We start from the raw sequence: 13,232 nt of genomic DNA, 5'->3' as shown, positions 1-13,232 counted from the left end.
CATCACGCAGGCCAAGAGCCGGGGCCGCAGAATTCGCCATAGCCAATTCTCTCAAACCACGAACCATAAACTAATTAACGACACGCGACACTAGATTTCGGCACCGACAACCTGATCCACATCATGGACACGACGTTGAGCGGATTCGCCCCGGCGCACGGCACGGTGGTGCGGGTGCCCACCGACTCCAACCTCACCTGGGCGGGATTGCAGCACGCACGCGACATCCTGCAGACCTACATCGCCAAGACGCCGGGCCGCAAGATCGTGTTCGGGTACTCCCGCGGCGCACAGGTGGGCTCGGAATGGTTACGCGCCTACGCCGACCGGCCCGAGGCACCATCCGCGTCGGATCTCACGTTCGTCTTCATCGGCAACCCGCAACGCCGCATCGGCGGTTCCATCGGCAAGACCCTCGACGGCGTGCAACTGTTGCCGGCCCCCGACACCACGCAGTACACGGTCACCGACATCAGCCGACGCCGGGACGGGTGGGCCAACGCCGACAACTGGCCCGACAGCCTCGGCGGTAACGGGTCGTCGTCGGTCGGCACGTCGGCATACCTGAACACGATCGGCAAGTTCGTGGTGCATTCCCACTATGAGGACAATTCGATCGACGATCCCCACAATCAGGTGCGGGCGGTGGCCGGGCACACCACTTACATCGTGGGGCCGTGACCCGGCGTCACAACCCGAGGCGCCGCGCGACATCCTCGCCGCCGACCCTGCGGACGAAGTCGGGGTCACCGCAGATCACGAGTTGCTCACGCGCACGGGACAATCCGACGTAGAGACGCTCCTTGGAGCGGTCCCGCGGTGTCGTCTCGTTGAGAGCCAGAACCACCACGCGACGTTCGAGTCCCTTGAATCCGAGCACATGGCCATAGAACACCTGGTCGGCGTCCCAGAACGAATCCCAGTACGACGTGTTGCCCTCGTCTTGCCGCGCGACCTGTTCGGGATGCCGGCTGCCGGTGGTGAGCAGGGCGATGTCCTCGGGACGCCAGCCCTCCTCGATGAGAACGTCGATCTGGTCGTCGGCGACGCCGAGCGCCTCGTCGGGCGCGCATGCGATGAAACGCACCTCGGGTCCGTCGCCGCCCCATGGCTCCATCCGCTGTCCGACGAGCGGGCCGAACGTGGTGGCGATCTGGCGGGTGTTGCGCAGGTTGTGGTCGAGCACGATCGGCACCAGCGGCACCGGCGGTGTGCCGTGCCGTTCGAAAACCCGCTGGGCCTCGTCGCTGAACACGTAGATGCCGCTGTCGTCCGGGCTGGTGAGGCATGCCAGCATCGGCTGCCACCACTGGTTGGCGAAGTCCTGTGCCTCGTCGATCACCACGGCGTCGAAGCGTTGTGCCGGCGACAAGTTCTCGGCCAGCTCCGTCATCTCCCGCGGCAGATCGTGTTCCCAGAAATCCTGCGACTGCGCGGTGCGCACGGTCTCGTCGGGTCCGGCCGCCGCACCCCACGTCATGCCCAGTTCGTGGAACTCGCCCACGTAGGCGGGACGGTCCCGCGGCGGCCACCCCGACGTCACTCGCCGCAGGTAGGAGGCCAGTCCGTGCGAGTAGCAGACGAGGGCCACCCGGATGCCACTGCGGGTGAGGCGTCGCGCCTGTTCGAGCGCGAGGAATGTCTTGCCGCTACCCGCACCGCCGCGCACCTCCACCCGGTTCAGCAGGCTGATCGCGTCGAGGATGACCGCCTGATTCTGGGTGAGGGTGTCGGCGGCGTCTTCGTTCTGCAGTGCGCGGGCCACCACATCGTGCTGCGGCAGGCCCCGCCCGGAGAGCACGGTCTGCAGTTGCGCGATGGCATCGGCGTCGAGGGCGCCGTCACGGGAATCCTTGGGCAGCACGGTGTCTCGGATCAACGGGAGCAACTGACGGAGCTGTGTGCGGTCGATGACCTTCCAGCGTGGGCACTCGGGGATCGCGAAGTCGGCGGGCAGTTGCGTGTTGGGGAACACCACGAGGTGACTCCACCGGACCCGGCCGCGAGTCCACCGCGGATCCGCTTCGACGTACGTGCGTAGCGCGTAGCACGCGTCGCGGACCTGCCCCACCGGATCGATGCGTTTCGCGGAGCCGTCGGGCAGCCGCTGCAGCCAGCCGTCGCCGTCGTGCCAGATCTCGCCGCCCTTGACCTCGAGACACGCGATGCCCGCGCCGTCGATGGCGACGACGAAGTCGGCCTCGTGGTCTTTGGTGTGGTCGGTGACTCGTTGCCCGGAGATCACCAGGTCGTCGTCGAGGAGTTGCTCGGTGAGGGCGTCCCAGAGTCGGCGTTCGGCGCCGCTGGCGAATGTCGGCGACGCGTGCAGCTTGTGCGGCATGGGCAAGCCTCCTCGTCGACGGTTCGCGTGCACTATCGCACACGCCTACGACGACGAAGAGGATCAGCCCGTGCTGCTGCGCAGGTTGAACAGTTCCCAGACCTCTTTTTGGTCTTGGGCCCAGGGATCGTAGACGAAGGGGGCGTGCCGCATCGCCATCCCGGCCTGTCGGGGCGTGCGGTTGGCCTTGAATCCGTTGCACGATTTGCAGGCGGCTACCTGGTTACCGAAGGTGCTCTTGCCGCCCGCGGACACCGGCACGATGTGGTCGACGGTGTCGGCGGGTCCGTCGCAGTACGCGCAGATCCACTGGTCACGACGCAGGATGGTGGCGTTGGAGGCATACGAGTCCATCGACTTGCCCGCGAACGGACGGTACGCGTTGCGCTTGATGGCCACCACCTTGTGGATGGGCAGCGTGACAGTGGGTGAATGAACCACCCGAACCAGCGGCGTGCCTTCCACGTTGCGGGCCACGTCGGTGGTCAACAACACGGCGGCACGACGCCAGGTGACGCGCGCGAGTATCTGCAATCCGGCATTGGTGACGAAAATGGTCATACGCTGCTGCGCCACCTCCTCTCGGGAGTCATGGGTAAGTGTGCCATCAGGTCGAGGTCACGTCATGTAGAGCGACGCGGCGCGTCCACGGTAAGTGTCGCGTCGCCCGACGTCGAGGGAGTTTTCGCCGCGGATACCGCGCGCGGCCCATATGCTGCTGTCATGCGCTTTCGAGCTGCCGCGATCATCGGTTCCGCTGCATGTGTGCTCGCCGTGAGCGCCTGCGCCACCAATTCGTCTCCGTCGGAGGAATCCGCATACTCCTCACCCGCCTACTCGTCGGAGCCGTCGCAGAGTCCCGCGTCCAGTGTCCCGGCGACAGCTCTGCCGACGAGCGGGGTGTGCGGCACCACGAACCTTCCCGGCAACAGCGATGCGCTCACCATCGTCGTCAACAGCGGCAGCCTGACGTGCGGGGACGCCGTCGGCGTGGTCGACAAGTTCGTGGCGCTTCCCGCGGCGCAGCGAGGTGGGCAGTCCGGCAGCATCGATTTCGACGGCTGGCACTGCGAGGCCCCGACACCTGCGGCCATTTCCGTCCTCGGGGTTGCCGCCACCTGCCGCGACGCCGACGGGAACCAGCTCCGCCTGGTGCCGCCGGGCGGATCGACACTTCCCAAGCAGGTGGACATCGGCGAATACTCGCGCGACGACGGGTTGGCCTTCCAGTTCTCGACCGATCAGGGCCGGTGGCAGTGTTCGGTGGATGCGTACTCGTTTCTGACCGGATGTGTCGGCGCGATGCCGAGCACGGCGCCGCAGGTGCGCAACGAGGCCGGCGCGGAGGGCGCACCGAATGCGGTGGAGGTGGGACCGCGCGACCCGGCCAAGTTCCTGTACACCGCGACACCGGTCTTTGTGCCGCGGGAGAACGGCCAACCCACCGAGGCCAAGGATCTGCCGGCGGGTTCGTCGCTGTCGGTGGGCACCAGCACGTGCACGGCCATCCCGTCGGGGGTGCGCTGCCAGAATCGCAGCACCCAGCACGGATTCGAACTCACGCCCACCACCTATCGGCTCTCCTGACCTGAACTCCCGGTGACCCCCCGGGTCGAATCGTCGGGGTCGGATCCGCTGAACCCCGCCCGTGCGTGGGCGGCGACGTGTCAGGCTGCACACAAGGCACGCTCGCGACGGTCAGGGGGTCTGGGGTGTCGGATCAATCGTGCGCGCGAGCGCGGGTGTCGGCGGCAGCGGTGGTGCTTGCACTTGTCGCGGTGATCATCGGGGTGTCTGTCGCCCCGCCGTCGAGCGCGGCGCCGTCCGCCGATCGGCGCTGTGGGCAACCGACCGGAGCGTCCGCACCGGTCCGCGCCACGCCCGCCAGTGTCGGTATCGACAAAACGGGACTCGACGATGCCATCGCGTTCGCGGCGTCGCGCCTGCGCACCCATGTTCAGGTGTTCCGTTTCAACTGCCTGATCGGGAGCGGTCCGATCAATGCGGTGACCGGTGACATTCCGTGGAATCTGTTCAGCTCCACCAAGAGTGTGGTGTCGATGCTGGCGGGAATCGCCTACACGCAGGGCAAGCTGGATCTGGGGGCGTCGATCGCCCGCTACCTGCCGGGCGAGGTGGACCGCGCGCACGCCGCGATCACGGTGCGCGACTTGCTGACCCAGTCGTCGGGGTTACGGCAGTCGATCATCACCGAGGCGATTCCCTCGGGCCTCGACGTGGACCCGAACATCGCCAAACAAGCACTGGCACTGCCCGTTCAGCACCGGCCCGGTACCTTCTTCGAGTACACCCAGCACGGACCGGATCTGCTCGCCTATGTGGTGCAGCGGGCCGTCGGTGAGGATCTGCAGACGTTCGGTCAACGGAACCTGTTCGGGCCGTTGGGTATTGCGCAGCACGACTACTACTGGGCCCGGGATCGCTCGGGTCACACCTACGGGTACGCATTCTTGTTCATGCCGCCGGCCGACTACTCCCGGCTGGGTCTGCTGATGATCAACGACGGCGTGTGGGGTGGTCGGCGGATCATCGACTCCGGCTACATCCGGCAGTTACACACGCCGTCGGCCACCAATCGTTGCTACGGGTATCTGTTCTGGGTCAACGCGCAGCCGTGCACCGGGCCGTCGTTCCCGTCGCGGCAGACGTACCCGGTGGCCCCGCTGGCGGGTCTGCCGTCCGATGCGTACGCGATGGTCGGCTTTCTGCAGCAGAACAACTTCATCGTGCCGAGCCTGGGGCTGATGGTGAGTTGGACCGGACTTCTCGGTGATGTGTCGCCCGATCCTGCCACCCTGCTCTCGGCGAGTGCCAACAGCGAGCTTTACCACACCTTCTTCCGGAAGCTGGTGGCCGCGTTTCGGTCACCGCGTATCGCCGACCCGGGTCCGTATCAGCCGACGATGAACCTGAACTTCGACCCGATGCAGTTCACCGATCCGAATATCACACTGGGCGCCTTGGGTTTTGGTCCATACGTGCCGAAGGGATGCACGGCGCTCGCGTGCGGGCCGACGCCGCTGCGGGCGCCGATGCAGGGCAACCCTGGCTGTTTCGCGCTGGCGTGCCTGCCGGGGCTGCCCGACTCGCCGGGGCGGCGGGGTGGGTGAGGCGGGATCGGTGAGGAGAGCGCCGATCATTCTTCTGCGCCGGGCAAGAGTGTCGCGGCCACACGGGTGAGTGGCACGGTTCCTGTCATTCGCCTTTGCTCGGCAGTTTCCACCCGAACGTCGCGGTGGGCGGTGCGCTCTTGAGAAACAGTCGCGCCGGGCGGCCCCCGCCGATCCGGGTCTCCGGGTTGCCGTCGGCGTCCACCTTGGGTTCGAGCAGTGGCTGCACCCGCCGGTTGAAGGAGTCGCGCATGAGGCGGCGCCCGAGGATCGCCTCGTGTAGTTCACGCAGGTCGGAGAGGGTGTAGGGCTCGCGGAGCAGGTTGTCGGGGTCGGGGCGGTCCTCGTAGCGTTCGCGAAGATTGTCGGTGGCGGCTGCAATGATCAGATCGTGGTCATAGAGCAACTGCTCTCCGGACGCGAGCCGGCCGTCGGCGCGCACGGCAACGAGTTCGCCGGTCACCTCGGTGAGCGCGTCGGAGCGCAAGGCCACCACGTGTGCGATCGAGATCGTCCATCCGCGAGGGTCCCGGTCAGGATCGCTGAACACCGCGAGCAGATGTGGTCGGACGCGATCGGGCGAGAGCCCCAGTTTGAGTTCGAGCACTTCGCGCACCGTCGCGTCGACGGTGTGGCGTTCCCGGATGAATCGGCCCGGTAGCGCGGCTCGGCCCGTGTCGGGGTTGCGTTGCACCACCACGTGCAGCGCCGCGTCGATCACGGTCAGCACCGCGATGTCGACGGCCACGTTCGGGCGCGGATAGCTGTCGAGTCGCTGACTGGAGGTGGCGGCCACGACTTGACCCTATGCGAATGTCCGCGCAAAGTAGTAACCTCAGAATTGCGAAAAGTAGCCTCGGTTCAGGTGCCGGGGCGGGAAAGGAGCTCGCGATGAAGTTCTCCGCCGCTCTCGACGTCAACGTCGTGGCACATGAATCCGCCGATGAGGTGGCCGTTCTGCTCGACTTGCAGGCGCCGGACGCCCCGTCCGTTCAGCGTGCGCCGACGGCGCTGCAGATCGTGCTCGACCGCAGCGGGTCGATGTCGGGTCCGCCGCTCGACGGAGCGAAGAAGGCGTTGGCCGGGGTGATCGCCCAGCTCGACCCGCAGGATGTGTTCGGCGTCGTCACCTTCGACGACGAGGCACAGGTGGTGGTGCCGGCGGCGACGCTGGCCGACAAGCAGCGCGCGATGGACGCAGTGGGCGCCATTACGCCGGGAGGATGCACCGACCTGTCGTCGGGTTACCTGCGCGGGCTGCAGGAACTGCATCGCGCGACCGGCAAAGCCGGCATTCGCGGCGGGACCGTCCTGGTGATCAGCGACGGTCACGTGAACCGCGGTCTCTGCGATGTCGACGAGTTCGCGTCGATCACCGCGAAAGCCGCGGCCGACGGTGTGGTGACGTCGACCCTCGGTTATGGGCGCGGGTACGACGAGACACTGCTGAGTGCAATCACGCGCTCGGGCAACGGAAATCACGTGTTCGCCGACGATCCCGATGCCGCCGGCGCGGCCATTGCGGGCGAGGTGGAGGGCTTGTTGTCGAAGTCGGCGCAGGCGGTGACGCTCACCGTGCGGTTCAAGCCCGAGGTGCAACTGAGTCTGTACAACGACCTGCCCGCACACCAGGTGGACGATGGCGAGGTGATGATCGAGCTCGGCGACTTCTATGCGCTCGAGAATCGAAAGCTGTTGCTCAAGTTCGCGTTCGACGGTCTCGCATCGCTCGGTCTGGCCCAGATCGGGGAGTTCGAGCTGCGCTACGTGGAGACAGCGACCCTCACCGAACACGCGGTCACGCTGCCGGTGTCGGTGAACGTGGTGCCCGGTGACGAACTCGGCGACCGGATTCCCGACCCGGTGGTGCAGTCGGAGAAGCTGTATCAGGAGGGGCAGGCGGCCAAACTGCGGGCGTCGGAGGCGTACGAGGCCGGCGACCTCGACGCGGGCGAATCCTACCTGCGCGACTCCCGGTCCAGCCTGATCTCGTCGGCGATGATGGCCGCTCCCCCGGAGCGCGCCGCCATCGAACGCGAACTGGAGATGATCGAGGAGCTCGGCAACGCGGCACCGACCGCCGGTGCAGGCTACGTATCCAAGATGACGCGGGACTCGTATCACCAGGGCAACCGGAAGCGCGGGCGCCGGGGCTGACCCCCTCGCTGGTTGAGCCCCAACCGCTGGTCGAGCTTGTCGAAACCACCACCGCTGGTCGAGCCCACCGCTGGTTGAGCGCCCCACCCCCGGTCGAGCGCCCCACCGCAGGTTGAGCGCCCACCGCTGGTTGGGCTTGTCGAAACCACCTCTCCCCAGAGCCCTACGCACTCCATTCACAAGAAGCGAGGCAACCATGACCACGATCGACGTGGTTCGGCTCCCCCAGATAGAACGCCAGTATTGGCCATTCTTTCGCACCCTTGCCGAATACATCGACCCCGAAAGCCAGCTCCCCGGGGTAGACGATCCAAGAATGCGAGCGGCGGAAATCACCGATGTGATTGAAGCACTCGTTCGTAACGGCGGCCGGAAGTTTCGTGATCGCGACCTGGCCGACGGAATGATGTTCGGAGGACTCGGCGGTGGTGGTTTCGGAATCCCTATCTGGATGCGCGAAATGGCGCTCGCACTACTCCAGCCCGCCGAAGCCCAGGGGCCCGGCGTGCCGGACTCCATCCCTCGCCCAGTAGTCCGCAACCTCGGTGTCTACGTCTACGCTCTGGTCGACCCCAGAACCGCAACGGCGTTCTATGTCGGAAAAGGCAAGGGAAACAGCGTGTTCAAGCACGTCTGTAGGGCGCTGAAGTCCGCCGACTCACACGGTTCGTCGTCGGGCGATCACGCTCCGGCCCGACCACTCTCACCAAAGAGACAGCAAATCCAGGAGATCTACGCCGACGGCTTAGGAGTGGAACACTGGAATCATCCGACACGGCATCAAGAACGGCGCTTCCGCCGAGGCCCAGGCGTACGCGAGTGTGCAGAACCTCGTTGCTTTCACTGGATTGACCGGCATCAAGCTCTGCACTCGAGGGCGCCGTAACGCGACTCTCGACGACGGCCCCTACCGAGCCGAAGACCTCATCGCACTGTATTCAAACTGACCGGACCGGAAGAGAATACCGAATGCCCGCCCTGACCCCCGCCCAATCCGACCGCGCCGCAGGCGTTCTGCTCGGCACCGCCGTGGGCGACGCACTCGGTGTTCCGTACGAGTTCGACCATCGTGTCCTCCGCGACGGCGAGGAAGCGGAGATGCTGGGCGGTGGCCCATTCGGATTCGAGCCCGCCGAGTGGAGCGACGACACCTCGATGGCGATGGCCATCGCCGACGTTGTCGCCACCGGCGCCGACCTGACATCCGCCGAGGCCCTCGACGCCATCGCCGCCAACTTCCTGGAGTGGCTCGACAGCGAACCGAAGGACATGGGCAATCAGACGAGTGCGGTGCTCCGCGCCACCCGCCGCCGTCTGCGATCCGAGCCGGATACCCGGCCGGGGCGGGTGATGCGGGAGGAGGCGTTGATCTACGCCTCCACGAATCCGCGATCGGCGGGCAACGGCGCGTTGATGCGCACCGCCCCGGTCGCGCTGGCTCATCTCGATGATCGGAACACCCTCGCCGATGCGGCCAGGTCGGTCACCGGCCTCACCCACGCCGATCCGCTTGCCGGCGACTCGTGCGTGGTGTGGTGCGAGGCCATCCGAGTTGCGGTGCTCGAAGACCGGTTCGACGTGGCCGCGGGTCTGGACCTGTTGCCTGCCGAACGCGTCGACCAGTGGGCTGACTGGCTCGAACAAGCGGCGACAAAGCCACCGAGCACGTTCAACCCGAACGGCTTCACCGTCCCCGCGCTCCAAGCCGCGAGAGCATCGATCCTCCAGACGCCCGTACCAGACGAGGACGCCGGACGTCACTTTGCAGAGTCGTTGTTCACCGCCATTCGCATCGGACACGACACCGACACAGTCGCCGCGATCGCGGGAGGACTGTGGGGTGCGCGGTGGGGTGCGCAGGCCATCCCGGAGGCGTGGCGGAATCAGGTGCATGGCTGGTGCCCTACGGGTTCGGTCCACGCACTAGGCCGCTTTGTGTAGTGCAGGGAACTATGCTTCCCTCGGCGCGCATACACGCAGCGGGCACACCCGGACACGTAAGGTTCAAAGCATTATGGGGCAGAGCGGTGGCGGCGTGGACTCGGCCACGTCCAGCAACTCTATTATTGACCTGTTCGCAGGACCCGGAGGCCTAGATGTCGCAGCCCACTGGCTGGGTCTTCAAGTCAAGGGCATCGAGTGGGATGATGGCGCATGCGCGACCCGGCAGGCTGCAGGCTTGGAAACGGTGCACGGAGACGTCCGCTCCGCGATGGTCCGAGAGTATGGTGCATTCAACGTTTTGGCGGCTGGCCCGCCCTGCCAGACCTTCACGGTCGCTGGAAAAGGCTCAGGCCGAGCAGCGCTCGAATTGGTCAAAGCACTTGTCAAGTCATGTGCGGTCGGCGACGACATTTCTGGGCGCCTCTCCCAGTTCTCCGACGAGCGCACCGGTTTGGTACTCCAGCCGCTCGCCTGGGTGCTGTGGCGCCTCAAGAGAAACGAGCCGTTCGACGGTGTCCTTCTCGAGCAGGTTCCGGCAGTTCTCCCTGTCTGGCATGCGATCGAGGTCACACTGCAGGATCTCGGATACAAGACCGAGGCTGGCATTCTGCGAACTGAAGAGTATGGCGTTCCGCAAACGCGGAGACGAGCAGTTCTTATTGCGAACCGCCATTTTCAACCTCGGCTACCTGTTCCGACTCATCAACGGTTCCCTGACCGCCGGAACGGAGAGCTCGAACTGGATGGACCACCAAGGTGGACCAGCATGCGAGATGCGCTGTCCATTATCCCAAACAATGAACGACATTCGATGTATGAGATCGTGTCGAATTACGGGTCCGGAGGCAACCCTGCGGCGCGAGGCAGGCGGAACTTGGATGAGCCTGCCTTCACCGTCACGGGAAAGGTATCTCGAAACCGGTTCGTTGACCGAAGCGGCCAGTACCGCGGCCGTGTTGCAGCATCAGAGGCGGGCGTCCTGCAGACATTTCCATTTGATTATCCGTGGCGTGGCCGAGATATCAGCCAGCAAATCGGCAATGCGATTCCTCCCCGTCTTGGGGTGCATATACTTGCCGCAGCGCTGGGGCTATCCTTTGACCATTCGAAACTCGACAAAGCAGTGCGCCTGAGTTGGTCCACCTCGAAAAACGGCTGCATACCCACATGGCGGTGATCAGACCCATCCATCTGACCTAATTGGGAGCCATGGTCTCGTATGTGTTCTCATCTATTATCTCTATTATCCACTCGGTGGACCCTACTCTGAAGACAGTCACGTGCGCATTGCTGGACTTTACCGGCTCTTCCTGTATGACGGTGCGTAGAACTGGTTCTTGAGACCACAAGATGTGGGGTGAGCAAGATCGCGGGGTGTGGGCGGTGAGCCGGGTGATGTAGGCGGGTCCTGTGGTGTGAGGAGTTCTCACATACTCATCCGGACACCAACAGGACCCACGTTGCAGCGTAGCGCCATTGCCGACACGATTTGGCACAGCATCGAGCTCGGGGTGACGATCACCGACGCCGCCCTCGACGGTGAGGACCGTACCCAGGTGTTCTGCCAGGTCCCGTTCCCAAAGCACGCCTGTCCTGGATGCGTGAGGTCGGGACGGCTGCGAGACCGCATCGATCGTGAGGTTGCTGATCCACCGAACGTGGGGCACCCGACACGGCTGCATTTCGCGGTCCCGGGCTACCTGTGCGACAACCCGGGCTGTGCCACAACGATCCTTCGCGCCGACATCTCGACGATCGTGGCGCCACGCGCGCAGGCCACCCGGCGGACGACGACCTGGATTATGCGGGCGATGATCGTTGACAAGATATCGGTGAAAGCGGTCGCTCGGCGGTCGGGTTTGGCTGGAACACCGTCAACACCTTCGCCTTGGACCCGGCCCGGACGCTGGCGTCCGCACCGACGCCTGGACGGTGCACGGATCCTTGGGGTGAATGCGCACAAGTGGAAACACATTCCGGCAAGGGGGAGTCGAGTTTCGTGACCGCGCTCGTCGACCTGACACCGATCGTCGTTGGTACCGGCCAGGCATGCTTGTTGGACATGGTCGCCAGCCGCGCCAAAGCCGCGTTGAAGGACTGGCTGACCGCGCGTGATCCCGCGTTTCGTGGCCGGATCAAGGTCGTCACGATGGACCGGTTCTCCGGCTGTCGCACCGCGACCGCCGAAACCCTGGACAAGGCGCCTGCGGTGATGAATCCCTTTCATGGTGTGCGCTGGCCGCAGACAAACTCACCGTGTGTCGTCAACGCGTGCAACAGGATATGTGCAGACATCGGGGCCGCAGAGGGAAGCCGCTCTACGGAATCCGCCGCCCCCTGCTGACCCGGACCGGCTTGTTGACCGACAAGCAGAAGACCGCATCACCACCGGCCTCGAAGCGCGTGAGGAGCATCTGGCGGTCGCCTATCCACTCCGGCGGCCTGGCAGAACGCTTGCACGCACTCTGGATCAGGAAGAGCCAGCTCTTCATGGCCGTCGACACCCGTCTGAACAGCCGGGGAGGATTGGCATGCACAGCGACACGACAGAAGCTCGGCGCCAGGAGCTCCACCGACGCGCAGGCCCTCGTTCTCGACGGGGAACCGAAGGAGTGCGGTGACGACCTCAGGCGTCGATGTCTGCCACCACGGCATTCCAAAGGTTCTACCAAGAGTCATACCCCTTGAGTCGGACAAACGTGAACACGCTGGTCGCCGTTGCCCGACCCGGCCAACCGAATGAAGGGAGCACCTGCGTCCGAACTGCGGATTTAGGGGAGATCAATGCGTTTGACGTGCTCTGAGGTCATCAAGAGTCCGTATGACGTCATCGGCGATGGTTTCGGGAGACTCATGTTCCCAGTAGCGCCGAACAGTCCACCCGCGCTCACGGAGCACCTCGTCGGTGCGGCGGTCTCGGGCGATGTTCCCGTCCAGCTTTTGCGCCCACCAGTCTGCGTTGGCCGATGGCCGGGTGGCATGTTGGGGACATCCGTGCCAGAAGCACCCATCAACGAAGACCGCCAGTCCGGCACCACGCCACGCGATGTCAGCGCGAGTACGCAGATCCTTCTCGAGCTTTACATCGGTTCGAAACCGGACTCCACGAGCGTGGAGTACCTTGCGCAGTGCCACTTCGGGGTCTGTGTCCCTTGATCGCTGCTTGCTCATACGCGCCCGCACCGACTCCGAGGACGCGGTGGGTCGGTAGACGGGCGACCTCAGCACTTCCACGATGTCGAGGATAGATCGTGAGGATCGTGCCGAGTTGGGAAAAGCCTCGTGCTCAAAGCAGTGGCGCTATGTCTACGCAAGTGAGGTAGGACCGAGTTGCGCATGGTTCGCGCGACCACGACTCGCCTTCCAGAGGCTGCTCGGAAGCACGCAATGCTGGTGGTGCGACTTCGGAACAGGGTGACCAGAGTCGCACGTCCAGCGACTGATGCGACATGGCCGGGGTTGTAGGCGCATACCGATTCGTCGATGGCCGTTTGCGCGGCCTCAGATGGTGTCGAACGCTGAAATCGATTCCGCGTTCGGATTGGCCGCCGAGGGGTCAGCGTCGCTAGTGTCGCGTGTCGTTAATTAGTTTATGGTTCGTGGTTTGAGAGAATTGGCTATGGCGAATTCTGCGGCCCCGGCTCTTGGCCTGCGTGATG

General features: G+C 64.9%; 11 protein-coding genes and 1 pseudogene. 8 read left to right on the top strand and 4 right to left on the bottom strand.

Annotated features, from left to right (window positions below):
- Positions 1–123: 123 nt before the first annotated feature.
- Complete coding sequence (locus tag ACWDSI_RS20005) at positions 124–681, top strand: PE-PPE domain-containing protein (protein WP_449757618.1); 558 nt, start codon at positions 124–126, stop codon at positions 679–681.
- 7 nt (positions 682–688) lie between these two features.
- On the opposite strand, the gene ACWDSI_RS20000 is transcribed toward ACWDSI_RS20005, so the two are convergent.
- Both ACWDSI_RS20000 and ACWDSI_RS19995 read right to left on the bottom strand, forming a co-directional pair.
- Positions 689–2,341, bottom strand: a complete 1,653-nt coding sequence (locus ACWDSI_RS20000; protein WP_449748904.1) for an NERD domain-containing protein — start codon at positions 2,339–2,341, stop codon at positions 689–691.
- A 63-nt stretch (positions 2,342–2,404) separates the two neighbouring features.
- Positions 2,405–2,902: an HNH endonuclease gene (locus tag ACWDSI_RS19995; protein ID WP_449748903.1), complete on the bottom strand. Its 498-nt coding sequence runs from the start codon at positions 2,900–2,902 to the stop codon at positions 2,405–2,407.
- A gap of 162 nt (positions 2,903–3,064) precedes the next feature.
- On the opposite strand from ACWDSI_RS19995, the gene ACWDSI_RS19990 reads away from it, so the two are divergent.
- Positions 3,065–3,928, top strand: a complete 864-nt coding sequence (locus tag ACWDSI_RS19990; protein ID WP_449757617.1) for a hypothetical protein — start codon at positions 3,065–3,067, stop codon at positions 3,926–3,928.
- A 125-nt stretch (positions 3,929–4,053) separates the two neighbouring features.
- Positions 4,054–5,472: a serine hydrolase domain-containing protein gene (locus tag ACWDSI_RS19985; RefSeq protein ID WP_449757616.1), complete on the top strand. Its 1,419-nt coding sequence runs from the start codon at positions 4,054–4,056 to the stop codon at positions 5,470–5,472.
- Positions 5,473–5,557: 85 nt separating this feature from the next.
- On the opposite strand, the gene ACWDSI_RS19980 is transcribed toward ACWDSI_RS19985, so the two are convergent.
- Positions 5,558–6,268 carry an NUDIX hydrolase gene (locus ACWDSI_RS19980; protein ID WP_449748900.1) on the bottom strand — a complete coding sequence of 237 codons (711 nt, stop codon included), beginning with the start codon at positions 6,266–6,268 and terminating at the stop codon, positions 5,558–5,560.
- Between the two features lie 95 nt (positions 6,269–6,363).
- Between ACWDSI_RS19980 and ACWDSI_RS19975 the strand changes: the two genes are divergently transcribed.
- The 5 genes and pseudogenes from ACWDSI_RS19975 to ACWDSI_RS19955 form a co-directional block, all read left to right on the top strand.
- Complete coding sequence (locus ACWDSI_RS19975) at positions 6,364–7,629, top strand: vWA domain-containing protein (protein WP_449757615.1); 1,266 nt, start codon at positions 6,364–6,366, stop codon at positions 7,627–7,629.
- 196 nt (positions 7,630–7,825) lie between these two features.
- Positions 7,826–8,515 (top strand): hypothetical protein, encoded by a 690-nt coding sequence (locus ACWDSI_RS19970; RefSeq protein ID WP_449757614.1) that lies wholly within the window; start codon positions 7,826–7,828, stop codon positions 8,513–8,515.
- 83 nt (positions 8,516–8,598) lie between these two features.
- Entirely contained in the window at positions 8,599–9,570 is a 972-nt protein-coding gene (locus ACWDSI_RS19965) for an ADP-ribosylglycohydrolase family protein (protein WP_449757613.1), read from the top strand.
- 94 nt (positions 9,571–9,664) lie between these two features.
- Positions 9,665–10,750: a DNA cytosine methyltransferase gene (locus ACWDSI_RS19960; protein WP_449757612.1), complete on the top strand. Its 1,086-nt coding sequence runs from the start codon at positions 9,665–9,667 to the stop codon at positions 10,748–10,750.
- A gap of 283 nt (positions 10,751–11,033) precedes the next feature.
- Positions 11,034–11,999: pseudogene (locus ACWDSI_RS19955) on the top strand (transposase); the annotation flags it as partial.
- Positions 12,000–12,354: 355 nt separating this feature from the next.
- Here the strand turns inward: ACWDSI_RS19955 and ACWDSI_RS19950 are convergent.
- Positions 12,355–12,798 carry a very short patch repair endonuclease gene (locus ACWDSI_RS19950; RefSeq protein ID WP_449757619.1) on the bottom strand — a complete coding sequence of 148 codons (444 nt, stop codon included), beginning with the start codon at positions 12,796–12,798 and terminating at the stop codon, positions 12,355–12,357.
- Between the last annotated feature and the right edge of the window lie 434 nt (positions 12,799–13,232).

The organism is Gordonia sp. NPDC003429 (genome assembly GCF_053588575.1).
Note: the sequence above shows the minus strand (reverse complement) of the source record. Positions and strands in the feature narration are given on the sequence as shown.

What these genes read in the sequence shown, in the direction of transcription:
- ACWDSI_RS20005 (WP_449757618.1), top strand. Translation starts at nt 124, where the DNA reads ATGGACACGACGTTGAGCGGATTCGCCCCGGCGCACGGCACGGTGGTG.
- ACWDSI_RS20000 (WP_449748904.1), bottom strand. Translation starts at nt 2,341, where the DNA reads ATGCCGCACAAGCTGCACGCGTCGCCGACATTCGCCAGCGGCGCCGAA.
- ACWDSI_RS19995 (WP_449748903.1), bottom strand. Translation starts at nt 2,902, where the DNA reads ATGACCATTTTCGTCACCAATGCCGGATTGCAGATACTCGCGCGCGTC.
- ACWDSI_RS19990 (WP_449757617.1), top strand. Translation starts at nt 3,065, where the DNA reads ATGCGCTTTCGAGCTGCCGCGATCATCGGTTCCGCTGCATGTGTGCTC.
- ACWDSI_RS19975 (WP_449757615.1), top strand. Translation starts at nt 6,364, where the DNA reads ATGAAGTTCTCCGCCGCTCTCGACGTCAACGTCGTGGCACATGAATCC.
- ACWDSI_RS19970 (WP_449757614.1), top strand. Translation starts at nt 7,826, where the DNA reads ATGACCACGATCGACGTGGTTCGGCTCCCCCAGATAGAACGCCAGTAT.
- ACWDSI_RS19965 (WP_449757613.1), top strand. Translation starts at nt 8,599, where the DNA reads ATGCCCGCCCTGACCCCCGCCCAATCCGACCGCGCCGCAGGCGTTCTG.